At 74.6% G+C, this 26,355-nt stretch carries 21 protein-coding genes and 1 pseudogene; 13 read left to right on the plus strand and 9 right to left on the minus strand.

Annotation, left to right across the window (positions count from 1 at the left end):
* From GV126_RS36655 to GV126_RS25540, 6 genes are all read left to right on the plus strand, one after another.
* Positions 1–583, plus strand: a 583-nt coding sequence (locus GV126_RS36655; RefSeq protein WP_236570102.1) for a thiamine pyrophosphate-dependent enzyme, incomplete at its 5' end; no start/stop codon positions are given.
* Between the two features lie 9 nt (positions 584–592).
* The gene (locus tag GV126_RS25520; RefSeq protein WP_159671103.1) at positions 593–1,351 is read left to right on the plus strand and encodes an ABC transporter ATP-binding protein; all 759 of its coding nucleotides are present in this window, start codon (positions 593–595) and stop codon (positions 1,349–1,351) included.
* 147 nt (positions 1,352–1,498) lie between these two features.
* A complete protein-coding gene (cyc2, locus tag GV126_RS25525; RefSeq protein ID WP_159671106.1) occupies positions 1,499–3,715 on the plus strand; it encodes a germacradienol/geosmin synthase Cyc2 in 2,217 nt (738 codons plus the stop codon).
* Between the two features lie 64 nt (positions 3,716–3,779).
* Positions 3,780–4,376, plus strand: coding sequence for a PDZ domain-containing protein (locus GV126_RS25530; RefSeq protein WP_159671109.1), 597 nt, complete (start codon positions 3,780–3,782; stop codon positions 4,374–4,376).
* 242 nt (positions 4,377–4,618) lie between these two features.
* Positions 4,619–5,746, plus strand: a complete 1,128-nt coding sequence (locus tag GV126_RS25535) for an aminopeptidase P family protein (RefSeq protein ID WP_159671112.1) — start codon at positions 4,619–4,621, stop codon at positions 5,744–5,746.
* Positions 5,747–5,791: 45 nt separating this feature from the next.
* The gene (locus tag GV126_RS25540) at positions 5,792–6,763 is read left to right on the plus strand and encodes an aminoglycoside phosphotransferase family protein (protein ID WP_159671115.1); all 972 of its coding nucleotides are present in this window, start codon (positions 5,792–5,794) and stop codon (positions 6,761–6,763) included.
* Between the two features lie 413 nt (positions 6,764–7,176).
* Here GV126_RS25540 and treZ read toward each other — a convergent pair whose 3' ends face one another.
* Entirely contained in the window at positions 7,177–8,931 is a 1,755-nt protein-coding gene (gene treZ, locus GV126_RS25545) for a malto-oligosyltrehalose trehalohydrolase (RefSeq protein WP_159671117.1), read from the minus strand.
* A gap of 151 nt (positions 8,932–9,082) precedes the next feature.
* Between treZ and GV126_RS25550 the strand changes: the two genes are divergently transcribed.
* Positions 9,083–9,634, plus strand: a complete 552-nt coding sequence (locus GV126_RS25550) for an FHA domain-containing protein (protein WP_159671120.1) — start codon at positions 9,083–9,085, stop codon at positions 9,632–9,634.
* Positions 9,635–9,755: 121 nt separating this feature from the next.
* The gene (locus GV126_RS25555; protein ID WP_159671122.1) at positions 9,756–10,217 is read left to right on the plus strand and encodes an SSI family serine proteinase inhibitor; all 462 of its coding nucleotides are present in this window, start codon (positions 9,756–9,758) and stop codon (positions 10,215–10,217) included.
* Between the two features lie 166 nt (positions 10,218–10,383).
* Here the strand turns inward: GV126_RS25555 and GV126_RS25560 are convergent, their stop codons facing one another.
* From GV126_RS25560 to glgX, 3 genes are all read right to left on the minus strand, one after another.
* Positions 10,384–11,634, minus strand: coding sequence for a M14 family zinc carboxypeptidase (locus tag GV126_RS25560; RefSeq protein WP_159671125.1), 1,251 nt, complete (start codon positions 11,632–11,634; stop codon positions 10,384–10,386).
* Positions 11,635–11,718: 84 nt separating this feature from the next.
* Positions 11,719–14,094, minus strand: a complete 2,376-nt coding sequence (treY, locus tag GV126_RS25565) for a malto-oligosyltrehalose synthase (RefSeq protein WP_159671127.1) — start codon at positions 14,092–14,094, stop codon at positions 11,719–11,721.
* A 94-nt stretch (positions 14,095–14,188) separates the two neighbouring features.
* Positions 14,189–16,309, minus strand: a complete 2,121-nt coding sequence (gene glgX, locus GV126_RS25570) for a glycogen debranching protein GlgX (RefSeq protein ID WP_159671130.1) — start codon at positions 16,307–16,309, stop codon at positions 14,189–14,191.
* A 310-nt stretch (positions 16,310–16,619) separates the two neighbouring features.
* Here glgX and GV126_RS25575 point away from each other — a divergent pair, with 310 nt between their 5' ends.
* Positions 16,620–17,858, plus strand: a complete 1,239-nt coding sequence (locus tag GV126_RS25575) for a DUF5919 domain-containing protein (protein WP_159671132.1) — start codon at positions 16,620–16,622, stop codon at positions 17,856–17,858.
* 127 nt (positions 17,859–17,985) lie between these two features.
* Positions 17,986–18,708, plus strand: coding sequence for a 3'-5' exonuclease (locus GV126_RS25580; protein ID WP_159671135.1), 723 nt, complete (start codon positions 17,986–17,988; stop codon positions 18,706–18,708).
* A 41-nt stretch (positions 18,709–18,749) separates the two neighbouring features.
* Here GV126_RS25580 and GV126_RS25585 read toward each other — a convergent pair whose 3' ends face one another.
* Positions 18,750–19,613, minus strand: a complete 864-nt coding sequence (locus GV126_RS25585; RefSeq protein ID WP_159671137.1) for a phosphotransferase enzyme family protein — start codon at positions 19,611–19,613, stop codon at positions 18,750–18,752.
* Between the two features lie 88 nt (positions 19,614–19,701).
* On the opposite strand from GV126_RS25585, the pseudogene mgt reads away from it, so the two are divergent.
* The 3 genes and pseudogenes from mgt (at position 19,702) to GV126_RS25600 (ending at position 22,568) form a co-directional block, all read left to right on the plus strand.
* A pseudogene (mgt, locus tag GV126_RS25590) lies at positions 19,702–20,977 on the plus strand (macrolide-inactivating glycosyltransferase).
* Positions 20,974–21,519 carry a DUF1697 domain-containing protein gene (locus GV126_RS25595; protein WP_159671141.1) on the plus strand — a complete coding sequence of 182 codons (546 nt, stop codon included), beginning with the start codon at positions 20,974–20,976 and terminating at the stop codon, positions 21,517–21,519. Before mgt ends, GV126_RS25595 begins: the two are co-directional and overlap by 4 nt.
* Before the next feature lie 32 nt (positions 21,520–21,551).
* On the plus strand, positions 21,552–22,568 hold the full coding sequence (locus tag GV126_RS25600) for a ketopantoate reductase family protein (RefSeq protein ID WP_159671143.1): 1,017 nt from the start codon (positions 21,552–21,554) through the stop codon (positions 22,566–22,568).
* 72 nt (positions 22,569–22,640) lie between these two features.
* On the opposite strand, the gene GV126_RS25605 is transcribed toward GV126_RS25600, so the two are convergent.
* From GV126_RS25605 to GV126_RS25620, 4 genes are read right to left on the minus strand one after another with little or no spacing between them, the layout of a single operon-like run.
* A complete protein-coding gene (locus tag GV126_RS25605; protein WP_159671145.1) occupies positions 22,641–23,381 on the minus strand; it encodes a sirohydrochlorin chelatase in 741 nt (246 codons plus the stop codon).
* Between the two features lie 6 nt (positions 23,382–23,387).
* Entirely contained in the window at positions 23,388–24,302 is a 915-nt protein-coding gene (locus GV126_RS25610; protein WP_159671147.1) for an ABC transporter permease, read from the minus strand.
* The gene (locus GV126_RS25615; protein ID WP_159671149.1) at positions 24,289–25,068 is read right to left on the minus strand and encodes an ABC transporter ATP-binding protein; all 780 of its coding nucleotides are present in this window, start codon (positions 25,066–25,068) and stop codon (positions 24,289–24,291) included. The genes GV126_RS25610 and GV126_RS25615 overlap by 14 nt, the downstream gene beginning before the upstream one ends.
* Before the next feature lie 35 nt (positions 25,069–25,103).
* The gene (locus GV126_RS25620; RefSeq protein ID WP_159671151.1) at positions 25,104–26,252 is read right to left on the minus strand and encodes an aliphatic sulfonate ABC transporter substrate-binding protein; all 1,149 of its coding nucleotides are present in this window, start codon (positions 26,250–26,252) and stop codon (positions 25,104–25,106) included.
* Positions 26,253–26,355 lie beyond the last annotated feature (103 nt).

Raw genomic sequence — 26,355 nt, forward strand, 5'->3', positions numbered from 1 at the left:
GGCCGGCCCCGGCCCCCGGATCACCGCCGAACTCGTCTTCGACCTGCTGCGCGCCCGCCTGCCCCGGGACCGGGTGCTCGTCGAGGAGGCGCCCAGCCACCGCGACGCCCTGCACGCGCGCGTGCCCGTCGACGCGAGCGGCGGCTTCCTCACCACCGGCAGCGGCGCCCTCGGCTGGGGCCTGCCGCTCGCCGTCGGGCGCGCCCTGGCCGACCGGCGCCGCGTGGCGTGCGTGCTCGGCGACGGCTCCGCCCTGTACTCGGTCCAGGCCCTGTGGACCGCCGCCCGCCACCGCGCCCCGGTCAGCTACGTCCTCCTCGACAACGGCGGCTACGCGGCCGTGCGCTCCCTGGGACGCCGCATCGGCGTCAGCCCCGTCCCCGGCACGGACATCACCGGCATCGACTTCCCCGCCCTGGCCGCGTCCCTGGGCTGCCCCGCCGACCACACCGCCGACCCCGCCGAGCTGCCCGCCGCCCTGGACCGCGTCCTCGACGCCGGCGACGAGGACGGCCCCCGCCTGCTGCACCTGCGCGTCGCCGCGAGCACGGGCGCCCTGTACCCCGACCCGTGGGCGGGGTGAGCACCCGGCATGCTCCGCCTCGACGGCCTCGGCCAGGGCTACGGCGACCACCGGGTCCTGCACGACCTCACCCTCACCGTGCCCGACGGCCAGCTGCTGTGCGTCGCCGGGCCCTCCGGCTGCGGCAAGTCCACGCTGCTGCGCACCCTCGCCGGGCTGCTCCCCGCGCGCGAGGGCACCGTCAGCCTCGACGGCACCCCGGTCACCGGCGTACCCGACCGGCTGGCGGTCGTCTTCCAGGACTACGGCCGCTCGCTGCTGCCCTGGCTGACGGTCCGCGACAACGTCGCCCTGCCGCTGCGCCGCCGGGGACTGCGCCGCGCCGAGCGGCGCGCGGCGGCCGACCGGATGCTGGAGCGGGTCGGCCTGACCGGCACCGCACGGCAGCACCCCTGGCAGCTGTCCGGCGGCATGCAGCAGCGCGTCGCCCTGGCCCGCGCGCTGGTGTGCCGCCCCGCCCTGCTGCTCCTGGACGAGCCGTTCGGCTCCCTGGACGCCCAGACCCGCGAGGACCTGGAGGACCTGCTGCGCCAGGTGCACCGTGCCGAGGGTACGACGACCGTCCTGGTCACCCACGACATCGACGAGAGCGTGTACGTGGGGGACCGGGTCGTCGTCCTGTCGCCCGGCCCGGCCGCGCATCTCGTGCTCGACCTGCCGGTGGACCTGCCCGAGGACCGCGACCAGATCGCCACCCGCGGCTCCGAGGCGTTCGTCGCGCTGCGCGCGAAGGTGGGACGCGCGGTGCGCTCCGGCACCGGCCGCTGACCCGTCCGGCGCCGGCCGCCGGCCGGACCCGGACGGCGGGGTACGGAAGAAGACGCAACGTGCCGTGATCCGGCCGCGGTTCACGCGATGGTGTGATCGGATGCCGGCCGGAGGATGGCACCGGAGTGTCCCGGGTAGGGCCCGGCCATGACGCAGCAGCCCTTCGAACTCCCGCACTTCTACATGCCGTACCCCGCGCGGCTGAACCCGCACGTCGACGAGGCTCGCGCCCACTCCACGCGCTGGGCCCGCGAGATGGGCATGCTGGAGGGTTCCGGGATCTGGACGCAGGCCGACCTCGACGCGCACGACTACGGCCTGCTCTGCGCGTACACCCACCCCGACTGCGACGGCCCCGCCCTGTCCCTGATCACCGACTGGTACGTGTGGGTCTTCTTCTTCGACGACCACTTCCTGGAGACCTTCAAGCGCAGCCAGGACCGCGCCGGCGGCAAGGCCTACCTGGACCGGCTGCCCCTGTTCATGCCGCTCGACCCGGCGGCCGCCGTCCCCGAACCCGAGAACCCGGTGGAGGCCGGCCTCGCCGACCTGTGGGCGCGCACGGTGCCGTCGATGTCGGCGAACTGGCGGCGCCGGTTCGCCGTGGCCACCGAGCACCTGCTGAACGAGTCCCTGTGGGAGCTGTCCAACATCAACGAGGGGCGCGTCGCCAACCCCGTCGAGTACATCGAGATGCGCCGCAAGGTCGGCGGCGCCCCCTGGTCGGCGGGACTCGTGGAGTACGCGACCGCCGAGGTGCCCGCCGAGGTCGCCGAAACCAGGCCGCTCAGGGTGCTGATGGAGACGTTCTCCGACGCCGTGCACCTGCGCAACGACCTGTTCTCCTACCAGCGGGAGGTCGAGGACGAGGGCGAGCTCAGCAACGGCGTGCTCGTCCTGGAGACCTTCTTCGGCTGCACCACCCAGGAGGCCGCCGACACGGTCAACGACGTCCTCACCTCACGCCTGCACCAGTTCGAGCACACCGCCCTCACCGAGGTGCCGGCACTGGCCCTGGAGAAGGGCCTCACCCCCGACCGGGTCGCCGCGGTGGCCGCCTACACCAAGGGCCTGCAGGACTGGCAGTCCGGCGGCCACGAATGGCACATGCGCTCCAGCCGGTACATGAACAAGGGGGCCCGCTCCCAGAGCCCCTGGCAGCGGCTGACCGGCCTGGGCACCTCGGGCACGGACGTGCGCGCCCTGCTCGCGGAGGCGGGCGCCACGGGGGCGTCTCCCACGCCGTCCGGGCCGTGGGGGAAGAGGCTGCGCGCCTACACCCACGTGCCGTTCCAGCAGGTCGGTCCGTCGATCGTGCCGGAGATCCGGATGCCCTACCCGCTGCGGCTGAGCCCGGAGCTGGAGGGGGCCAGGGAGCGCATCCCGGGCTGGTGCCACAGCGTCGGCATCCTGTCCGAGGGAGTCTGGGACGAGGACAAGCTGGTCCTGTTCGACCTGCCGCTGGCGTCCGCGGGCATGCGTCCCGAGGCCACGCCCGACGAGATCGACCTCATCACGCAGTGGCTGGTGTGGGGCACGTACGCCGACGACTACTACCCCATGGTCTTCGGGGCGCGCCGCGACTTCGCCGGGGCCAAGCTGTGCACCGAGCGGCTGTCGGCCTGCATGCCCCTGCACGGCGAACCGGCGCCGCCGCCGGCCAACGGCCTCGAACGCTCCCTGGCCGACCTGTGGCGGCGCACCACCGCGGACATGCCCGCGCAGGCCCGCGAGGTCGTACGCCGCTCCGTGGAGACCATGACGCACAGCTGGCTGTGGGAGCTGTCCAACCAGTTCCAGCACCGGATCCCCGACCCCGTCGACTACCTGGAGATGCGCCGGGCCACCTTCGGCTCCGACCTCACGATGAACCTCTGCCGCCTCGGGCAGGGTCCGTCCATCCCGCAGGAGGTCTACCGCAGCGGCCCGGTCCGGGCGCTGGAGAACTCCGCCTCCGACTTCCTGACCATGGTCAACGACCTCGTCTCCTACCAGAAGGAGATCGAGTACGAGGGGGAGGTGCACAACGCCGTCCTGGTGGTGCAGAACTTCTTCCACTGCGACTACCCGACGGCCGCGCGCATCGTCGGGGATCTGATGAACCAGCGCATGCGCCAGTTCGAGCACGTGGTGGAGCACGAACTGCCCGTGGTGTACGAGGACCTGCGCCTGTCCGGTGACGAGCGCGCCGCCGTCGGGCGGTACGTGGAGCAACTCCAGGACTGGATGGCCGGCGTGCTCCACTGGCACCTGGAGTGCCGGCCGCGCTACGGCGCCGAGTGGCTGGGCCGCCGCACGCACCGCTTCGTCCCGGACCGCCCGCCGGCCCCGCCCGTGCCCGCGCCCGCCCTGCGCGTCGGCTGACCACGAAGGGACCGCCGGCCGGCCGCGACGGCCGCCGCGGGGAGACGAACCGGGGAGAGGACCCATGGAACACACCGCGCTGCGCCCCCGGCCCCTGCCCGGCCGGGAACCCGCCGGCCGCCCGGCCGCGCAGGGCGCCGGCGCCGGACGCCCGCCCACCGTCCGGCGGCGCGGCCGGCGGCTGCCGTCCGCCCTGTGCGGCCTGTGCGCCGGCCTGGTGGTGCTCCTGGCGGGGGCCGGGGTGGGCGCCATGGGCGCCACGGTGATCGGCATGAGCCGGATGGCCGCGCAGCAGCACGCCGCACGGCAGGAAGGGGCGGGCGGGCCGGCGGCGGTGCCGCCCGGTCCCGGTCCGGCGCAGGCGGCAGCGCCCGCGAGTCCGGCGCCCGCCCCCGTGCGCCCCGCCCTGGGGATCGAGGCGGTGGACGACGACGGGCCCGGGGCGCGGGTCGTCGGGGTGCACGTCCCCGGCCCCGGCTACAGCGCCGGCCTGGTCCGCGGCGACGTCCTGCTGACGTTCGGCGGGGCCCGGATCGACTCGGCGGCCGACCTCGCCCGGGCCGTGGCCCGCACCCGCCCAGGCCGCCAGGTCGTCCTGACGGTGCGGCACCGCAGCGGCGGCTACCAGCAGCTGACCGTCACCCCCGGCGTCGTCACCTGAGCAAGCGCGCCGGGGCACCCCGCGGCGGTCCGTCTCGCCGGGTGCCCGGCACGCGCAGCGGCGGCCCGACTACCATGGGTGCGGAACCCTCCGGTCACACCGGTGTCCGGCGGGCCGGGACGAGGCGACGCGCCCGTGCCGCCCGGCGCACCGTGCCGACCGGCTCGCGCGGCCCCGCGCGGACGGGCAGGATGCTGCCCGTGGTCCCCTCCCCGTCCGTCTCGCCGCACACGGAGGCCCGGATGACCGGCACCGCACCCGCGCCCTTCACCGCCGACGTCTACCGGGCCAGGATGGCGCGCGCCGCCGAGACGGCCGCCGCGGCCGGCCTGGCCGGCCTCCTCGTGGCGCCGGGCCCCGACCTGGTGTGGCTCACCGGCTACGCGCCCACCGCCGACACCGAACGGCTCACGCTGCTCGTCCTGGCCCCCGGACGCGACCCCGTCCTCGTCGTCCCCACCCTGGAGGCACCGGACGCCGCCCGCGCCGCCGGGGCCAGCGCCCTGACCCTGCGCGACTGGACCGACGGCAAGGACCCCTACGCCGTCACCGCCGGCCTGCTCGACGCCGGCGGCACCTTCGGCATCAGCGACAACACCTGGGCCCTGCACCTGCTCGCCCTGCAGAAGGCGCTGCCCGGCACCTCCTACGCCGCCCTCACCGAGGCGCTGCCGATGCTGCGCGCCGTGAAGGACCCCGCCGAGGTGGAGCTGCTGGCCGCCGCCGCGGCCGCCGCGGACGCCGCGTTCGAGGAGATCCGCACGGTGCGCTTCGCGGGCCGCCGCGAGCGCGAGGTCGGCGCGGACCTCGCCGAGCTGCTGCGCCGCTTCGGGCATTCCCAGGTCGACTTCACCATCGTCGGCTCCGGGCCCAACGGCGCCAACCCGCACCACGAGATGGGCGACCGCGTCATCGAGCACGGCGACATGGTCGTCCTCGACTTCGGCGGCCTGAAGGACGGCTACGGCTCCGACACCACCCGCACCGTGCACGTCGGCGAGCCCACCGACGAGGAACGCCGGGTGCACGACGTCGTGCGCGCCGCCCAGCAGGCCGGATTCGAGGCCGTACGGCCCGGCGCCGCCTGCCAGGACGTCGACCGGGCCGCCCGCGAGGTGATCACCGACGCCGGATACGGCGAGTACTTCATCCACCGCACCGGCCACGGCATCGGCGTCACCACCCACGAGCCGCCGTACATGATCGAGGGCGAGGAGCAGCCCCTCGTGCCCGGCATGTGCTTCTCCGTGGAACCCGGCATCTACCTGCCGGGCCGCTTCGGCGTCCGCATCGAGGACATCGTCACGGTCACCGGGGACGCGGGCCGCCGCCTCAACGACACGACCCGCGAGATGGTCCTGGTGGACTGACCGGCGGCCGCCCCCCACCCTCAACGGCAACGACACGGCGCGACGATGACCCAGGCACCGACACCCACCGCGGACACCGTCCGCCAACTGGCCCGCACCCTGCTGCACCAGGGCGGCAAGGGCGAAGCGGGCGACAAGAGCGCGGCCACGGCCGCCGCACCCGAGGTCCGGCCCGTCGCGGAGGGCGGCGGGCACTCCACCTGGTGGGTCGGCACCCGCCACGTGCTGCGCCTGGCCACCGACCGGGACGCCTCCCTGCGCCGCCGCCGCGAGGTGCGGCTGCGCGACCTGGTCCGCCCGCACCTGCCGGTCGCCGTCCCGTCCGCCGTCGCGCAGGGTGAGTGGGCGCCCGGACTGGCCTACACCCTGGACACCCGGATCGCGGGCGGCACCGCCGACCAGCACGACGTGTCCGCCATCGGCGAGGACGACCTGGCCGGACTGCTCTCCGGGATGCGCGAGGTGCCCGTCCGGCAGGCCGAGACGCTCGGCGTGCCGCGCCTGGCGCCCCGCTCCCTGGAGGCGCTGCGCCGCATGGCCGTGCACGCCGCCGAGCACCTCGGCAAGGCCGACGAGTTCGCCCCGGCCCGCATCGCCCAGCTCGCCGCCCCCGCCGCGGCCCAGCTCGCCGCCCAGCCCGGCACCGCGGTGCTCGTCCACCACGCGCTCAGGGGCGAGCACGTGGTGGTGAGCGCCGACGGCCGGGTGCGGGGCGTGCTGGACTGGACCGACGCGGTGGTCGGCGATCCCGCCGAGGACATCGCGGGCCTCGCCCTCGCCGTCGGCGCCCCGGCGGCCGTCCGCGCCGCCACCCTCGCCGGGTACGGCGCCCGCCCCTGCCTGCGCGGCCTGTGGCTGGCCCGCTGCGACACCGTGATCCGGCTCGCGGACCGGCTCCAGGGCCGCGACGACAGCCCCCTGCCGCTGCTGAGGACCCAGCTGCGCCGCGCCTGGGAGGCGATCCTGCTGGAACGGGTGACCGAGTTCCGCGAGGACGACAAGGGCGAGGAGACCTGAGCGGCGGCCACCGCCCTCGCGGCAGCCCTTGACCAGCGGTCCCGCTGCTGCTGCCTTCCGGTCGCAGGCCGGCGGCAGCCCCTGGCGGGGCGCCCCTGCGGCAGCCCTTGGTCACCGGCCGCCACGGGACCGCCCTGTCGGCCCTGGGGGCACTCCTGCGGCAGCTCTTGGCCGGGCGCCCCTGCGGCAGCCCTTGGTCACCGGCCCCCACGGGACCGCCCTGCCCGCCCTGGGGAGCACCCCTGCCGCAGCCGCGCCCGGCGCCCCTGCCGCAGTCCTTGCGGCGGCCCGTTGCCGCTCCCGCGGCCGCGGGCAGCCGCTTCGACGAGGCGACGCACGGCGCACCGGCCCTGTGCCGCCGCCTCCCTGACCGCGTCGGCCCCGTTGCCGCCGCCTCGGTCGCGGTCGTCCGCTCAAGCCTGCAGCAGCACCGCGCAGGACTGCCCGGGCAGGTGCAGCAGTCCGTCCGCGCCGGGGGCCCGGACCGGCTCCCACGCGGCGAGCACCCGGGCCGGGCGGGAGCCCAGGGGGATCGCCGCCGGCTCGGTGCCGAGGTTCACCGCCACCCGTACGTCCCCGCGGCGGAAGGCCAGCCAGCGGGCCTGCTCGTCGTAGGCCACCTTGGTGTCGGCGAGGTCGGGGTCGGTGAGATCGGGCTGCTCGCGCCGCAGCGCGATCAGCCGCCGGTACCAGTCCAGCACGCGCGCGTGCGGGTCGCGTCCCGGCTCCGACCAGTCCAGGCAGGAGCGGTCCCGGGTGGCCGCGTCCTGCGGGTCGGGCACCTCGTCCTCCTTCCAGCCGTGCGCGGCGAACTCCCGGCGCCGGCCGCGCCGTACCGCCTCCGCCAGCTCCGGGTCGGTGTGGTCGGTGAAGAACTGCCACGGCGTGCCCGCCGCCCACTCCTCGCCCATGAACAGCATCGGGGTGAACGGCGCGGTCAGCGTCAGCGTCGCGGCGCAGGCCAGCAGTCCGGGGGAGTCCGCCAGCAGCGTGGACAGCCGGTCGCCCTGGGCGCGGTTGCCGACCTGGTCGTGGGTCTGGATGTAGCCGAGCAGCCGGTGCCCGGCCACCCGGCTGCGGTCCAGGGGCCGGCCGTGCCGGCGGCCCCGGAAGCTGGAGTAGGTGCCGTCGTGGAAGTACCCGCCGGTCAGCGTCTTGGCGACCGCGGCGAGCGGAGCCCGGGCGAAGTCGGCGTAGTACCCCTGCGACTCGCCGGTCAGGGCGGTGTGCAGCGCGTGGTGGAAGTCGTCGTTCCACTGGGCGTCCAGACCGAGGCCGCCCTCGGCGCGCGGGGTGATCAGCCGCGGGTCGTTCAGGTCCGACTCGGCGATCAGGAACAGCGGGCGGCCCAGGTCCGCGGCCAGGGCGTCCACCGCCGTGGACAGCTCCTCCAGGAAGTGGAGGGCGCGGGTGTCCACCAGCGCGTGCACCGCGTCCAGGCGCAGCCCGTCGATCCGGTAGTCGCGCAGCCAGGCCAGCGCGCTGCCGATCAGGAAGGCGCGCACCTCGTCCGAGCCGGGCGCGTCCAGGTTGACGGCGGCGCCCCAGGGGGTGTGGTGGGTGTCGGTGAAGTACGGCCCGAACTGCGGCAGGTAGTTGCCCGACGGTCCCAGGTGGTTGTGCACCACGTCCAGGACCACACCCAGGCCCAGCTCGTGCGCCCGGTCCACGAACCGCTTCAGCCCCTGCGGGCCGCCGTACGGCTCGTGCACCGCCCACAGCGACACCCCCTCGTAGCCCCAGCCGTGGCGGCCCGGGAACGGGCACACCGGCATCAACTCCACGTGGGTGACGCCCAGTTCCACCAGGTGCTCCAGCCGCTCGGCGGCCGCGTCGAAGGTGCCCTCGCGGGTGAAGGTGCCCACGTGCAGCTCGTAGAGCACCGCGCCCGGCAGCGCCCGGCCCGCCCAGTCGCCGCTCCGCCAGGCGTAGCGGGAGTGGTCGACGACCGCGCTCGGCCCGTCGGGGCCGTCCGGCTGGCGCCGCGAGCGCGGATCCGGCAGCACCGGGCCGTCGTCCAGCGCGAAGCCGTAGCGCGAGCCGTCCTGCGCGGCGGCTTCGCCCACCCACCATCCCGGCCGCTCCGGATCGCGCTCCAGCGCCTGCCCGGCGCCGTCGCACTCGAGCGTCACACGGTCTGCCTGCGGTGCCCACACCTCGAACTGCACGGACGGTTCCCCTTCGTCTGCTCACCGTGATGGAGTGGGTCCATGGTCCCCGACCGGCGATCATTCCGCTGACGAATACCTCTGTTGAGTCGCCCGGGTCCGTTCCGCGCTCGGTGGACACCGGTGGCGGGCTGCCCCGACAATCACCTGTGTGACGTCGTCCTCCGAGTTCCACACCTACCCGGCGCGGCTGTCCGACGCGGAGCGCGACCGGGCGCTCGGGCTGCTGCGGGACGGCGTGGCGGCGGGCCGGCTCTCGCACGACACCTTCGTACGGCGCATGGAACGCGCGCTGATGGCCCGTCACCCCGACGAACTGGCCGCCCTCACCAGCGACCTGCGCACCGAGGGCCGGCTGGCCCGTGCGGTCTTCGGCACCGTGGAGGCGGTCTCCGGTTTCACGGTACGGCTGCGCAGGGCCTGGCAGGCCGAGCGGCTGCCCAAGCTGCTGCTGCCCCAGCCCGGCGGCGGGCCGCCGCTGCGCATAGGGCGCGATCCGGCGAGCGGGCTCAGGCTGAGCCACGAGACGGTCTCCCGGGTGCACGCCGAGCTGTCCTCGCAGGGCGGCCGATGGGTCCTGCGCGACCTCGGCTCGACCAACGGCACCACCGTCAACGGGCGGCGCGTGGTCGGCGCGGCCGTCGTCCGCGCGGGCGACCAGGTCGCCTTCGGGCAGGTGGCGTTCCGGCTCGCCGGGCACTGAGCGGCCCGCCCGGGCGAGCGGTGCCGTGCGTGCGGGCGCGCGGCGTCGTCCGCGTGTGCGGGTGCTGCCGTTCGGGTGAGCCGGGGTGGAGTCGGCCCGGCGGCGTGGCGATACATCCGCCATGACCCACTTCACCACGGCGCCCGGGACCCGGGCGCGGCGCGGCGTGATCGCGGCGGCGGCGCTGTTCCTCGCCTGCGCGGCGCCCGTCCCGGCGGCCCGCGCCCTCGCGGCGCCGGAGACGTCCCCCGCCGCCCACCGGCACGCCGACGCCGACGACTGGCTCTACGTCACGGTCACCCGCGGCGACACCCGCACCGCCGACACCCGCGGCGCGCTGCTGCGCTGCGACCCGCCCCGGGGCCACTCCCGGGCCGAGGACGCCTGCGCCCAGTTGCGCTCGGCGGGCGGCGACGTCCGGGCCATCCCGCATCGGGACGCGTTCTGCTCGATGATCTACGCGCCCGTGACCGTGCGGGCCGGCGGCCGGTGGCAGGGGCGCGCGATCGACTACACGGAGACCTTCCCCAACGCGTGCGTGATGAGGGCCCGGACGGGGGACGTGTTCGCGCTGGACGAGTGACGGCCCCGGACCGCGACCCACAGGAGGCGGCCCGGCGGCGACCGGCGGCGAGACGGCGGCCCGTAGCCGGCGGCGTGCGGGACCACGGTTCGGTGACGGCGGCCCGGGGGTGACGGCGGTGGCCCGGAGGTGACGGCGGTGCGGCCGTCCGTGTGGTGACCGTGCGTCACTCCGACAGTTCGCGGGCGTGCTGGGCCGCCGCCAGCACCGTGCGGCTCTGGTGCTCCACCTGGTGCTCCACGGGCACCCAGCGGGCCCGGAAGCGGTCGGCGAAGGCCGCGCTCCAGGCCGCCCCGAGACGCTGGAGCTCCGGCGCCGCCGGGTCGCCGGCCCGCCGCAGCACGCGCAGCAGCATCGCCGCGGCCCGCAGCGGCAGCCGGCGGCCGAAGGCGTCGACGCTGCCCACGTACGCCATCGTCGTGTCGGCGGGCGGGGTGTGGACCCAGTCCGAGGCCAGGCCCGGCGCCAGTTCCAGCCCCCACTTCGCCGCCCGCAGCAAGGGGCCCTCCGGGCCCCGCAGCCGCGGCAGCGCGTCGGTGAGCACCAGTTCGACCTGCCGGGTGTCCCGCAGCAGCCGGGACGCCAGCCGCCGGATCGCCGCCGCCGGGGCCGGATGCGGGGCCGGGTCGTCCACCAGGTCGCTCGCCCACATCGGCACCTCCACGACCGCGGTCAGGCCGCCGTAGCGGTGGGCGTGGTACCAGGTGCTGTGCCGGGCGTCGTCCGGCAGGCTCGGATAGGCCACGCCCGTGCCGCGCTCCGGCATCACCCGTATCCCGGGGCCGGAGACGGCCCAGCCGGCCGCGTCGCAGGCGCCCGTCTCCACCGGGATGTGCAGCTCGGCGGCGGACTTGCCGAACGGCTCGGCCAGGCCCGGCACGTTGCGGGTCAACTGCACCCAGCTGCCGCCCAGTTCGGTGCCGTGCAGGGTGACCTGCAGATAGGGGTGCAGCGCGTCGATGACGCCGAGCAGGGCGCGGGTCTCGGGCGGCAGGCGGTCGGGGGCGAGCACCGACGGCGACCACTCCGGCTGCTCGTCCCCGGCGGGCCGGAAGAACCCCAGGTGGTAGTCGAGCAGGCTGCGCGGGGCCCGCGTGATGTGCAGGCTGGCCCCGTCGGGGTCGGCGCACAGCAGGAAGTGCCAGGAGGTGCCCTCCCGCAGCCGCCGCTCGCGCACCACGCGGTCGGCGAGGGCGAGCAGGGTGGAGCCGCCGGTGGGCTCGTTGGCGTGGGCGCCGGCCACCACCAGCACGGCCCGCCGGGCGTGCCCGACGGACAGCAGGTGCAGCGGTCTGCCGGCGCGCGAGACGCCGACCTCGTCCAGGGTGCACAGGGCCGGCCGGTGCGCGGCCAGCGCCCGGGCAGCGGCGACCAGCTCGGGAACACCGGGGTAGCGCTGCTCCGGCACAGGACTCACCCCCGTACTCGTCCGCCCGGACTCGCATCCCGAGTACCCCACGGACCGGGTGAACTGTCAAGCACACTCGGGGACGCGGTCCGCTCACCCCTGCTCGGCGGGCTCCGCCACGCGCTCCAGCAGCGCCACCGGCAGCGGTGAGAAGAGGTCCGCCAGGCGCACGTGACCGGCGAACTCGCGTCCCGGCGTCAGCACGTCGGCCCACCGGCCCGCCGGCAGCGCCAGCCGTGTCTCGCCCCAGCCGCCGGACTCCGCCAGGCGCAGCGACAGCCGGGTCACCGCGGTGACCACCTCACCGGAGCGGGCGAACGCCGCGCAGTGGTCGGCCGCCGGGCCCTCGGCGCGCAGCGGCGCGTACGACGCGCCGGCGCCGAAGACCTCCGGCCGGCGCGCCCGCAGCCGCAGCGCCGCCGCGGTCACCGCGGCCTTGGCGTCGGCGTCGGCGGGCGGGAAGTCCCCCGGCCGCCGGTTGTCGGGGTCCACCAGGGCCCGGTACTCGCCTTCCGTGCCCTGGTAGACGTCGGGCACGCCCGGCATCGTCAGGTGGACCAGCGCCGTGCCCAGCACGTTCGCTCGGACGTGCGGCTCCAGCGCGGCGCGGAAGGCGGCCATCCGCTCGCCCGGCGCCCCGCACGGCCCTTCGGCGACGTAGCGTTCCACCGCCTCCTCGTAGGGCGGCTCCTGCTCGGTCCAGCTGGTGAACAGGCCCGCCTCGCGCACGTGCTTGAGCAGCGCCTGCTGCACCCGGCCCGGGTCGGCCGACCCCAGCCCGAACACGGTCTGCCAGGCGGCCCACGCCAGCTGCGCGTCCGGCACGTCCTCGGCGGTCCCGGTCACCTCGGCCAGCACCTCGGCCCACCGCCGCGGGCACTCGGTGAGCACCGCCAGCGCGGCCCGCACGTCGGCGCTGCGCTTGGTGTCGTGCGTGGTCACCACGGTCCCGGTGGCCGGCCAGTCGCGCTGGATACGCGCGCAGTGGGCGTGGAAGTCCTCCGGGGACACCGCCGGGTGCCCGGGGTCGCCGCCGACCTCGTTGGCCGACAGCAGCGGCACGTACCGGTAGTAGGCGGTGTCCTCCACGGACTTCGCCCGCAGCGCGGAGGCGGCCTGGGCGAACCGGGTGCGGAACTCCACGGCGTCCGGGCCCTGCCCGGCCCGCCCGAGCAGCACGTCCCGCACGACGTCCACCGCCTCGGCCTCCTCGGGCACCACGAACGCCTGCCGGGCCTCGGCGGCGGCCTCCTCGGTGAGCACGGCGGCGGGGTCCGTGGAGGCGTAGGGGCGGTACACCTCCAGGCGGACCAGCAGCTCCTCCAGTGCGGTGCGCAGCGCCCACGGGGCGCGGTCGCGCAGCGCCGGATCCGGCGAGGCGGTGCACAGCCGGCTCGCCACACGGGTCAGCCGGGCGGTCTCGGCGGCCAGCTCGTGCGTGATCACCTTGTACGCCGCGCGGCGCACGGTGGCCGCCCAGTCACCGCCGCGGTCGGTCTGCGGGGCGGCGAAGCGCCGGTAGTGGCCGAGCAGTTCCGCGGCGCCGTCCGGGTCGGCGAACAGGCCGTCGACGTGGTGCAGGGCGTCGTAGCCGGTGGTGCCGGCCACCGGCCAGGCGGGCGGCAGGTGCTCGCCGTCGGAGAGGATCTTCTCCACGACCGTCCAGCATCCGCCGGTCGCCGCGTGCAGCCGGTCGAGGTAGGTGTCGGGGTCGGCGAGGCCGTCGGGGTGGTCGATGCGCAGGCCGTCGATCACGCCCTCGCGCAGCAGCCGCACGATCGTGGCGTGGGTGGCCTCGAACACCTCCGGGTCCTCCACCCGCACCCCGATCAGCTCCGAGATGGAGAAGAACCGGCGGTAGTTCAGCTCCGTGCGGGCCAGCCGCCACCACACCGGCCGGTACCACTGGGCCTGGAGCAGCTGCGGCAGCGGCAGCCGTTCGGTGCCCTCGCGCAGCGGGAAGGCGTGGTCGTAGTAGCGCAGGACGTCGCCGTCCACCTTCAGCCGGTCGATCTCCCGGCCCACCGGGTGGCCGAGCACCGGCAGCAGCACCTTGCCGCCCTGGGCCTCCCAGTCGATGTCGAACCAGCGGGCGTAGGGCGAGTCGGGCCCCTCCCGCAGGACCTCCCACAGGGCGCGGTTGTGCCGGGGTGCCATGGCCATGTGGTTGGGCACGATGTCCACGATCAGGCCGAGCCCGTGCTCCCGCGCGGTGCGGGCCAGTGCGCGCAGGCCGGCCTCGCCGCCGAGTTCGTCGCGCACGCGCGCGTGGTCGGTGACGTCGTAGCCGTGCCCGGAGCCGGGCACGGCCTGAAGGATCGGCGACAGGTGCAGGTGCGAGACGCCGAGCGAGGCCAGGTACGGCACGGCGGCCTCGGCGGCCGCGAACGGGAAGTCGGGCTGGAGCTGGAGCCGGTAGGTGGCCGTGGGCACGGCGGGGACGGGGCGCTCGGGCGTCTCGGATGTCATGGAGTGCTACGTACCCGCCCGGCCCGGTTTCGTGTCACCGGGCCGGGGCCCACCTCGGTGGCCGGTCACCCGGACGGGTGCCCGGCGAGCGGGCTCACGCCGGGCGCTGGAGCACGGTCAGGCTGCGGTCGGTGAGGGTGAGCCGGGTGCCGGCGCGGACCTTCGGGCCGGTGCCGGGCGGCACCGGGTCCGGGCGGGCGGTGTCCACGACGACCTGCCACTGGCGTCCGTGGTCGACCGGGACGACGAACTCCAGCGGCTTCGGCGCGGCGTTGAACATCAGCAGGAAGGAGTCGTCGGTGATGCGCTCGCCGCGCTGGCCCGGCTCGGAGATCGCGTGGCCGTTGAGGAACACGGTCAGCGCCGAGGCCCGCGCCGACTCCCAGTCCTGCTGGGTCATCTCCTTGCCCTCCGGGGTGAACCAGGAGATGTCGGACAGGTCGTCGTGGGTGCCCTCCACGGGCCGGCCGTGGAAGAAGCGGCGGCGGCGGAAGACCGGGTGGTCGCGACGCAGGGCCGCCATCGCCCGGAGGAACTCCAGCAGCTCGCCGCCCTCCTCCTCGCCGGGATCGGGCCAGTGCACCCAGGAGATCTCGTTGTCCTGGCAGTAGGCGTTGTTGTTGCCGCGCTGGGTGCGGGCGAACTCGTCGCCGTGGCTGATCATGGGCACGCCCTGGGACAGCATCAGCGTGGCGAGGAAGTTGCGCATCTGCCGGGTGCGCAGCTGAAGAACCTCCGGGTCGTCGGTGTCGCCCTCCACGCCGCAGTTCCAGGAGCGGTTGTGGCTCTCGCCGTCCCGGTTGTCCTCGCCGTTGGCCTCGTTGTGCTTGTCGTTGTAGGACACCAGGTCGTGCAGGGTGAAGCCGTCGTGGCAGGTGACGAAGTTGATCGAGGCCAGCGGGCGGCGGCCGTCGTCCTGGTACAGGTCGGAGGAGCCGGTCAGCCGGGAGGCGAACTCCGCGAGGGTACGCGGCTCGCCCCGCCACAGGTCGCGCACGGTGTCGCGGTACTTGCCGTTCCACTCCGTCCACAGCGGCGGGAAGTTCCCCACCTGGTAGCCGCCCTCGCCCACGTCCCACGGCTCGGCGATCAGCTTCACCTGGGAGACCACCGGGTCCTGCTGCACCAGGTCGAAGAACGACGACAGGCGGTCCACCTCGTGGAACTGGCGCGCCAGCGTCGCCGCGAGGTCGAAGCGGAAGCCGTCGACGTGCATCTCGGTGACCCAGTAGCGCAGCGAGTCCATGATCAGCTGCAGGACGTGCGGGGAGCGCATCAGCAGGGAGTTGCCGGTGCCCGTGGTGTCCATGTAGTAGCGCGGGTCGTCGGTGAGCCGGTAGTACTGCGGGTTGTCGATGCCCTTGAAGGACAGCGTCGGCCCCAGGTGGTTGCCCTCGGCGGTGTGGTTGTAGACCACGTCGAGGATGACCTCGATGCCGGCCTCGTGCAGCGCCCGCACCGCCGACTTGAACTCCAGCACCTGCTGGCCGCGGTCGCCCCAGGAGGCGTAGGCGTTGTGCGGGGCGAAGAAGCCGATGGTGTTGTAGCCCCAGTAGTTGCTCAGGCCCATGTCGACCAGGCGGTGGTCGTTGACGAACTGGTGGACGGGCATCAGTTCCAGTGCCGTGACGCCCAGTTCGGTCAGATGTTCGATGATCGCCGGGTGGGCCAGCGCCGCGTACGTGCCGCGCAGTTCGTCCGGCAGCCCCGGATGCAGCATCGTCAGGCCCTTGACGTGCGCCTCGTAGATGACCGTCTCGTGGTAGCCGTGCCGCGGCGGCCGGTCGTCGCCCCAGTCGAAGTACGGGTTGACCACGACCGACGTCATCGTGTGCGGGGCCGAGTCCAGGTCGTTGCGCCGGTCCGGGTCGTCGAAGTGGTAGCCGTAGACCTCCTCGCCCCACCGGATCGAACCGCTGATCGCACGTGCGTACGGATCGAGCAGCAGCTTCGCGGAGTTGCAGCGCAGGCCGCGCTCCGGGGCGTACGGCCCGTGCACCCGGAACCCGTACCGCTGGCCCGGCATCACGCCGGGCACGTACGCGTGCCGGACGAACGCGTCGCTCTCCCGCAGCTCCACCGCCGTCTCCGAGCCGTCGTCGTGCAGCAGACACAGCTCTACTCGGTCCGCGGCCTCCGTGAAGACCGCGAAGTTGGTGCCGGCGCCGTCGTACGTGGCGCCGAGTGGGTACGCCTCTCCAGGCCAGACCTGCATGGGCACGACTCTCTCAGGTGTGGGGCGCCCCGGATGGCGCCTTGCCCTTGAGTCTTCCCGAAAGTCGCCCGGCCACGTACGACTGCCCGCCGGGTGCGTCGCCCGGGCGGACCCCGCGGCCCCCGGCAAGGGGTGGCCGAGGCTATGAATCATCTCACTCCGCCCGCCCGCGAACCCCGGGAACGAGCGCACAGAGGGGGGAAGTTGGGAAAGGAGCCGTCCATCCGGCTGCACCGCGCGCCGCTCGCGGAGTACCCTTCCTTGATCGTTGGGACGGGGATGGCTCGGGGGAGCGGAAGGCGGTGCACGGGTGGGCTCGGGAGGCCTGGAGCTGCCCCCTGGTGACGACGGTCACGAGGGGAACTCCGCAGACGTCCCGCCCGGCGCGGTGTCCCTGGCGCGGCCGATGGACGCCGGCGCCATCGGCCCGGAGCTGGACTGGGACGCGGACGCCTGGCGCGAGGTCCGCACCCGCGCCCAGCGGGCCGGCCGCGCCTACATCTGGCTGAACCTCGTCGAGCAGCGGCTGCGCGCCGTCGTGGCCGCCGTGCTGCGGCCCGTCTACGAGCCCGTGCACGGCGACGACTGGGTGGTCGCCGCCGCCGGCCCGGCCGGCCAGGAGTGGGTGCAGCGCGCGGTCGCCGTCCGCGAGGTCAGCCGCCGCAAGGGCTACCTGCTCGACCCGGCCGACGACAACGTCATCAGCTTCCTCACGCTGCCCCAGCTGCGTGAGCTGATGGTGCAGCACTGGCCGTGCTTCGAGCCCTACTTCGACGAACGCCGCGAGGTGGAACTCGCCCTCGACGAACTGGAGGTCACCCGCAACGTCGTCTCCCGCAACCGGGCGCTGTCCGAGGCCGTGCTCAGCCAGGCCGAGCGTGCCTCGGCGCGGCTGCTGGAGATCCTCGGCACCGGCGGCGACGTGCCCTCCGCCCGGCGGCTGCCGGTCGACGCGGTGGAGGACCTGGTCGGCGACCGGTACGCCGACGTCGTCGCCGTGCACCCGGACCGGGTGCGGCTGCTGCGCCAGTTCCCCGCCGAGGACATCTTCGGCGGCGCCCGCCGCCTGGACGCCCTCGGCATCGGCCTGAACCTGCTCGTGCAGAACTTCTCCGGCCGCCGCCTGGTCCGCCTGGCCGAGTCCGGCTGCCGGGTGCGGCTGCTGTTCCTGAACCCCGCCTCCAGCGCCGTCAAGCGGCGCGAGCGCGAACTCGGGCTCAAGCGGGGCGAGCTGAGCCGCTCGGTGGAGATGAACATCCTGCACATGCGCCGGGTGCGCGCCCGGCTGCGCGACCCGGGCGCCTTCGAGATCCAGGTCTACGACGAGACCCCGCGCGTCACGGCCTACCTGGTGGACGGCGACGGCTCCGACGGCGTGGCGGTGGTGCAGTCCTACCTGCGGCACAGCCGGGGCATGGAGGCACCCGTGCTGGTGCTGCGCAACGGCACCAAGGTGGTCCGCTCGGGGGAGGCCGACGAGGGCGGGCTGTTCGCCACCTACCGCGAGGAGTTCGAGCTGATGTGGGCGGATTCGCGCCCTGTGTCGTGAAACTCCTTCAGTGCCCGGTCGCGGGCGGTGGGTGCGGACGGCAAGCGGAACGCGGTCCTCGGATTGTCAGTGGCGCATGCGAAGGTGAGGACCACTGGGGGAAGCACCACCGAGAAGGGGGGCCGCCATGGGCTGGCACCAGGAGCTGCTGATCGGCTTCGACCTGGAGACGACCGGGACGGATCCGTTCGAGGCGCGGATCGTCACCGCCGCCGTCATCGAGGTCAGGGAAGGGGAGCCCGCCGGCCACCGGGAGTGGCTCGCCGACCCGGGAGTGCCGATCCCGGCGGACGCGGTCGCCGTGCACGGCATCAGCGCCGAGCGGGCCGCCGCCGAGGGCCTGCCCGCGGACCGGGTCGCCGACGCCGTCGCCGACGTCCTGGCCGGCTACTGGGCCACGGGCGTGCCGGTCGTGGCGTACAACGCGGCCTTCGACCTGACCCTGCTGGCCGCCGAACTGCGGCGGCACCGCCTGCCGTCGCTGAGCGACCGCTTGGGCGGCGCGGTGCCGGGCCCGGTCATCGACCCGTACACCATCGACCGCGAGGTCGACCGCTACCGGCGCGGCAAGCGCACCCTGGAGGCGGTGTGCGCGGAGTACGGCGTCGTGCTGGACGCCGCCCACGACGCCTCGGCCGACGCGCTCGCGGCGGCCCGGCTGGCCCGCGCGATAGCCGGCCGCCACCCGAAGGTGGCGGCCCTCGGCCCGGCGGAGCTGCACCGCCGTCAGATCGAGTGGCACGCCGCCTGGGCGGCGGACTTCCAGAGCTTCCTGCGCCGCAAGGGGAACGCGGGCGCGGTGGTGGACGGCACCTGGCCGCTGCGCGAGCCGGCGGGCGAGACGGTCTGATCCCGCGGAGCGCACCGGGTGGGCGCGCGGCGAGGGGAGGATCAGAAGGGGTACCAGCGCACCGTCTCGTCCCCGTCGCGCAGGGACGCCACCCGGCGCTCGAACTCGGCCAGCGCCTTCGGATTGCCCGGGGCGTGCTGGGCCACCCACGCGCAGCTGGCCGTCTCGCGGGCGCCGCGCAGCACCGAGCAGCCCTCCCACTCCCGTACGTCCCAGCCGTAGGCCGCGCTGAAGGCGTCGTACGCCTCGGCGGGCAGCCCGTAGCGGTCCCGGGACAGCGCCATGACCACCAGGTCGTGCTCGCGCAGGTCGGCGGAGAAGGTCTCCAGGTCCACCAGGACCGGTCCGTCCGGGCCGATGTGCACGTTGCGGGGCAGGGCGTCGCCGTGGATCGGGCCCCGCGGCAGGTGCCCGGTGAGCCGGGCCGCGGCCGCCGCGAAGCCGTCGCGGCGCTCGCGCAGATACGCCGCGTCCGCCGGGTCGATCGCGTCGCCCGCGAGCCGCAGCCAGCGCTCCACGCCGCCCAGCAGCTCGCGCGGCGGCAGCGCGAAGTCCGGCGCGGGCAGCGCGTGGACGACCCGCAGGAGCTCCGCCAGGTCGCGGGGCTCGGCGGGGCGGACCGGGTCGGGCAGCCGGTGCCACACGGTCACGGGGTGCCCGTCGACCAGCAGCGCCTCGGGCTCGGCGGCGCGCACCGCGGGCACACCGGCCTCGGCGAGCCAGCCGGCGATGCGCAGCTCGCGCCGCGCGCGCTCCAGCAACTCGGCGTCGCGGCCCACCTTGACGACGAGGTCACCGGCGGCGAAGACCGCGTTCTCGCCCAGTGCGAGCAGCCGCGCGTCGTCCGCCCGGCCGGGCAGTACCTCCGCCGCGGCCAGTACCTCGCGCGCCCGCGCCTCGTCCATCGTCCGCCTCCCTGTTCACCACTCGGTTCGTCGCGGGCCCGTGCCCGTCGTTCGACGGCCAGTGTCGCATCCGTACAGGTGGGAGCCGGTGCCGGTAATCACGTTGCACGAGACGTATCGTCTCGCCCACGGTCGTGGGCATGACCGCTCCCGCGCACATCGCCATGTTCTCCGTCGCCGCCCACGGGCACGTCAACCCCAGCCTGGAGGTGATCCGCGAACTCGTCGCGCGCGGGCACCGGGTCACCTACGCGATCCCGCCCGAGTTCGCGGACAAGGTGGCCGCGACGGGCGCGGAGGTGAAGCCGTGGCACTCCACGCTGCCCGCACCCGACGACGACCCGTCGGCGTGGGGCACCGGCCTGCTGGACCACGTCGAACTGTTCCTGGACGACGCCGTCCAGGCCCTGCCCCAGCTGGCCGCCGCCTACGCCGGGGACGAGCCGGACCTCGTCCTGCACGACATCGCCTCCTACCCGGCGCGCGTCCTCGCCCACCGCTGGGGCGTGCCCGCCGTCTCCCTCTCGCCGTGCATGGTCGCCTGGGAAGGCTACGAGGAGGAGGTCGCCGAACCCATGTGGGCCGAGCCCAAGAGGACCGAACGGGGCAAGGCGTACTACGCCCGCTTCGAGAAGTGGCTCACGGACCACGGGATCACCCAGCACCCCGACGCCTTCACGGGCCGTCCGGACCGCTCGCTCGTGCTGATCCCGCGGGCGCTCCAGCCGCACGCCGACCGGGTCGACGAGCACGTGTACAGCTTCGTCGGCGCCTGCCAGGGCGACCGCGCCGACCAGGGCGACTGGCAGCGGCCCGCCGGTGCCGAGAAGGTGGTGCTGGTCTCGCTCGGCTCCGCCTTCACCGACCGGCCCGCGTTCTACCGCGCCTGTGCCGAGGCCTTCGGGGAGCTGCCCGGCTGGCATCTCGTGCTGCAGATCGGCGCGCACGTCGATCCGGCGGTGCTCGGCGAGCTGCCCGCGAACGTCGAAGTGCACTCCTGGGTGCCGCAGGTGGCGATCCTGCGCCGGGCCGACCTGTTCGTGACCCACGCCGGTGCCGGCGGCAGCCAGGAAGGACTGGCCACCGCGACACCGATGATCGCCGTACCGCAGGCCGCCGACCAGTTCGGCAACGCGGACGTGCTCCAGAGCCTCGGCGTCGCCCGGCGCATCGACACCGAGGAGGCCACCGCCGAGACCCTGCGCGCCGCCGCCCTCGCCCTCGTCGACGACCCCGACGTGGCCCGGCGGCTGAAGGACATCCAGGCCGAGATGGCGAAGGAGGGCGGCACCCGCCGGGCGGCCGACCTGATCGAGGCCGAACTGCCCACCCCGCGGCGCGCGCCCTCTACGCTGAGCGGATGACGACGTACGCGGCGCTGCTGCGCGGGATCAACGTGGGCGGCAGCAAGAAGGTCCCGATGGCCGAGCTGCGCACCCTGCTGGAGGGCCTCGGCCACGCGGACGTGCGCACCCATCTGCAGAGCGGCCAGGCCGTGTTCTCCTGCGCGCACGGGGACGAGGAGGCGCTCGCCGCCGAACTCGGCCGGGCGATCGAGCAGCGGTTCGGCTTCGCGGTGGACGTGATCGTGCGCGACCACGCCTACCTGCGGGCGGTCGCCGCGTCCTGCCCGTTCCCGGCCGCCGACCTGCAGCCCCGGCAGCTCCACGTCACCTACTTCTCCGCCCCCGTCGACGCGGACCGCTTCTGCGCGATCGACCAGGCGGCCCACCTGCCGGAGGAGTTCCGGCTCGGCGACCGCGCGCTGTACCTGTACGCCCCCGACGGCCTGGGCCGCTCCAAGCTCGCCGAACAGCTCTCCCGGCGCTCGGTGACCAAGGGCCTGATCGCCACCACCCGGAACTGGAACACCGTGCTCAAGCTGGTGGAGATGACGGCGCGGTGACGTACCCGCACCGGACATGCCAGTCTGCTCCCATGCGCTACATCATCATCGGGGCAGGTGCGGTCGGCGGCGTGATCGGCGGACGGCTGGCGCAGAGCGGGCGCGAGGTGGTGCTCGTCGCGCGCGGCGCGCACCTGGCGGCACTGCGCGCGGACGGGCTGCGGCTCAGGGTCCCCGAGGGCGAGCTGACACAGCGGCTGCCCGCCGTGGCCGGACCGGAGGAACTGGGCGTCCTGCGCGCCGACGACGTCCTGGTCCTGGCCGTCAAGACGCAGGACACCGAGGCGGCGCTCGCGGCCTGGGGCCCGGCGCCGGTCGAGGACGGCACCACGGCGGCCGAGAGCCTGCCGCTGCTGTGCGCGCAGAACGGGGTGGAGGGGCAGCGCAGGGCGCTGCGCCGCTTCCGGCACGTGTACGGCGTGTGCGTCTGGCTGCCCGCCAGCCACGTCGAACCCGGCGTCGTCTCGGCCGCCGGCACCCCGCTGACCGGCGTCCTGCACCTCGGCCGGTATCCGCACGGCACCGACGACACCCTCCGGCGGATCGCCGCCGATCTGGACCGGGCGCACTTCGAGGCGCCCGTCGTGGCGGACGTGGCCCGCTGGCAGTACGCCAAGCTGCTGAGCAACCTCGCCAACGCGATCGAGGCGGTCAGCGGACCGCTGGAGAGCGAGGCGGCCCGCGCGCTGTACGACCGGGTGCGCGCCGAGGGCGAGGCGGTGCTCGACGCGGCGGGGGTCGCGTACGCGAGCGACGGGGAGCAGAAGGAGGCGCGCGGCGACAAGGTCACCCTCGTGCCGCTGGCCGGCACCCCGCGCGGCGGCGGCTCGTCCTGGCAGTCCCTCGCCCGGGGCACCGGCAGCATCGAGGCCGACCACCTCAACGGCGAGATCGTCCTGCTGGGCCGGCTGCACGGCGTGCCCACCCCGCTGAACGAGCTGCTGCAGCGCCTGGCCGACGCCTTCGCACGGGAACACCGGGCGGCGGGCTCGCTGCCGGTGGCGGAACTGGTCCGACTGGCGGACGAGGCGGGCCACCGGGCGGCCTGAGCGGCGCCCGCACCGAAGCCGGTACGGAGGTGCCGGACCCGCCAGGAAAGCGGGTACCAGCGCCCCGCCCCCTCAGGCGCCGACAGCCGCCACCCGCGGCAGCCGGGCCGCGTCGTACCGTTCCAGCAGCACCCGCGCCACCTCCGGTGCCGGGCCGAGCACGTCCGCGAGGACGTCCGCGTCGGCCGCGCCGCGCGCGATGCGGTCCGGCAGGAAGCCGGGCGCCAGGACGTACGGCGCGACGGCGACCTTCGCGCAGCCCAGCTCCCGCAGCTCGCGCACCGCGTCCTCGGTGCGCGGAAGAGATGCGGAGGCGAACGCGGGCCGCACGGCGCACCAACCGGTGTGCCGCCACTCCCGCGCGATTTCTGCGATCACCGCGATCGCCTCCGGGTCGGAGGACCCCGCCGAGGCCAGCACGACCCCGGTCGAGGACTTCTCGGCGGGGGACAGCCCCGCCTCCTGCAGCCGTCGCTCCAGCGCCGCCGTCAGCAGCGGCGAAGGACCGAGGACATCGGCCTGCCGGACGCGCAGCCGGGCCGGGGCCCGGCGCAGCACCGCCGGGATGTCCGCCTTGGCGTGGAAGGCGCGGGTCAGCAGCAGCGGCAGCGCCACCACCTGACGCACCCCCTCGGCGGCCAGCGACTCCAGCACGCCCTGTACGGACGGCACGTTGAAGTCCAGAAAGCCGGTCTCCACCCGCAGCCCGGGCCGCATCGCCCGGACGCGGCGCACCAGGGCGTGCACGGTGGCGGCGTGCCGCGGATCGCGGCTGCCGTGGGCGATGACGAGGAGCACGGGAGGGACGGACACGGGCGTTCAGCCCTTCACGTACAGGCCGCGGCTGCGCAGCACCCACCGCTCCAGCGGACTGAAGATCAGCAGGTCGATGGCGATGCCGACGAACAGGATCAGGATGATGGCCTGGAAGACCATGGACATGGAGCTGGCGTTGCGGCCGTTCTCCAGCAGCGCGCCCAGGCCGACGCCCAGGTCGGGCGAGGAGGCGATGATCTCCGCCGCCATCAGTGAGCGCCAGGAGAAGGCCCAGCCCTGCTTCAGGCCGGCCAGGTAGCCCGGCAGCGCGGCCGGCAGGACGATGTGCCAGGCGCCGCGCAGCCCGGTGGCGCCCATCGTGCGGCCCGCCCGCAGGAACAGCGGCGGCACCTGGTCCACGCCGGAGACCAGGCCGTTGGCGATGGAGGGGACCGCGCCGAGCAGGATCACCGCGTACATCATCGAGTTGTCCAGGCCCAGCCAGATCACCGCCGGCGGCACCCACGCCACGCTCGGCAGCGACTGCAGCCCGGACAGCACCGGCCCGATGGCCGCGCGCACGAACTTCACCCGGGCCACCAGCAGCCCCAGCGGGGTGCCGATGGCGAGGGCGAACAGGAAGCCCAGCAGGCCGCGCGAGACGGACGTCCAGATGAAGCCGAGCAGGGTGCCCTGCAGCCAGGCGTCCTTGAACTCGCCGCCCACGTCGGCCGGTGAGGGCAGCTTGGTCGGGTCGTCGACGACATGGAAGGTGATCAGCGCCTGCCACAGCGCCAGGACCACCACGACCGCCGTGATCGGCGGCAGGATCTTGCGGACGAAGGTCTGCCGGAAGGGGGTGCGGCCCTTCTCGGTGACCTCCAGCGCGTCGAGGCCCGCCTCCACGCCGTCCAGGTCGGCGCCCCGCGCCGCCGTCTTCCCGGCGCCCTGCGCCGTTGTCGTCTCAGTGCCGGCCATGGCGGCGGATCTCCCCACGCAGTACTTCGGTGATCTCCAAGGACAGCTCCGCGACCGGCGCGTCCTCGATGCGGCGCGGCTGCGGGATGTCCACCGTCCACTCGCGGGCCACCCGTCCCGGACGCGAGGACAGCAGCACCACGCGCTGCGCGAGCCGCACCGCCTCGCGCACGTTGTGGGTGACGAACAGCACGGACACGCCCGTCTCCTGCCAGATCCGGGTCAGCTCGTCGTGCAGCACGTCCCGGGTGATGGCGTCCAGCGCCGCGAACGGCTCGTCCATCAGCAGCAGGTTGCTCTCCTGGGCGAGCGCGCGGGCCATCGCCACGCGCTGGCGCATGCCGCCCGACAGCTCGTGCACGCGCTTGCCGTACGCGCCGCCCAGCCGGACCAGGGAGAGCAGTTCCTCGGCCCGCTCGCGCCGCTCGCCCTTGGGCACGCCCCGCAGCTTCAGGGCCAGCTCGATGTTCTTGCCCGCGGTCAGCCACGGGAACAGGGCGTGCTCCTGGAACATCAGGGCGGGCCGCCCGTCGGTCGTGATGGACCCGGCGCTGGGCCGGTCCAGGCCCGCCACCAGGTTCAGCAGCGTGGACTTGCCGCAGCCCGACGCCCCCAGGAGAGTGACGAACTCGCCCGGGGCGACGTCGAGGCTGATGTCGTCCAGGACGAGCTGCTGCCCGCCCGGGCCCGCGAAGGACTTCGAGACGTGCTCGAGGCGTGCGGCGTGCTCGACGGACTGGGCCGCCTCCGCGAAGGTCGTGGCCATGGTCGTCACCTCCTGGGAACGTGCCGGCTACGGGCTTACTTGACGCCGAGTCCGGCGTCGCTGACGGTGGGCTCGCCCTCGGCCTTGAGGACCTTGTTCAGGAGGGTGAGGTCGTAGATGCCGTCGAGCCTGGGCTGCTTGAGCAGGCCGGCCTTGACCGCGTGCCGCGCCTCGGTGTCCAAGGTGGCCGCCAGCGGGTCGTCGGTGATCGTGATGGACTTCCAGGCCGGGTCCAGGACGTCGGCGGGCAGTGCCTTGCCGGAGTCGGCCGCCAGCTGCTTGTTGGCCGCCGCCTTCGCCTCGTCGGGGTGGGCGTTGATCCACTTGTTGGTCTCGACGGAGGCCTTCAGCACGGCCTCGACGGCCTTGGGGTGCGCCTTGAGGAACTTCTGCGACACGATGATGTTCGTGATCACGAACTTCTTGTCCGGCCACAGCGTGGACTCGTCCAGGAGCACCTTCGCGCCCTCGGCGACCAGCTTCGACGCGGTCGGCTCCGGCACCCAGGCGCCGTCGATGGAGCCCGACCTGTAGGCGTCGGGGGTGACCTTGTTGTCGGTGCGGACCACCGACACGTCCCCCTTGCCGCTTTGCGGGTCGACCTTCCAGCCCTGCTCGGCGATCCAGTTGAGGAACGCCACGTCCTGGGTGTTGCCCAGCTGCGGGGTGGCGATCTTCTTGCCCTTGACGTCCTTCAGGGACGTGATCTTCTTCGGGTTCACCACCAGCTTCACCCCGCCGGAGGCGGCCCCGCCGATGATGCGCAGGCTCTTGCCGTCCGACTTGGTGTAGCCGTTGATCGCGGGGGAGGGGCCGATCCAGCCGATGTCGATGGAGCCGGAGTTGAGGGCCTCGATCTCGGACGGACCGGCGTTGAAGATCTGGTACTTGGCCTCGGTCGCCCCGAGGGCCTTCTGGAAGAAGCCCTTCTGGTGGCCGACGAGCGCGGTCGCGTGGGTGACGTTGCCGAAGTAGCCGATCTTGACGGAGTCCAGACCGTCGGTCTTCTGCGCCCCGGCGGCGATCTTCTGGTCGGAGGAGTCGCTCTCGGCCTTCGAGCCGTAGCCGCAGGCGGCCAGGGCGAGCAGCGGAAGGGCGGCGAGAACGGCGAGGCCGCGGCGGAGCGCGGGCCGGGGCGTACCCCCGCCGGCACGGCGGCGGGACGGGGGAAGGCTGGCAGGCACGGGAGGCTGTCCTCTCGTTGGCCCGGCGGTCACGGCCCTGTGTCAGGCCGTGGCCGGGAGGTCGGCAGGTCTTCGTCTACTGCGGTGGGGGGCGTGGGGGGAG

The sequence above is a fragment of the Streptomyces mexicanus genome, from assembly GCF_902506575.1.
GTDB lineage: Bacteria > Actinomycetota > Actinomycetes > Streptomycetales > Streptomycetaceae > Streptomyces > Streptomyces mexicanus.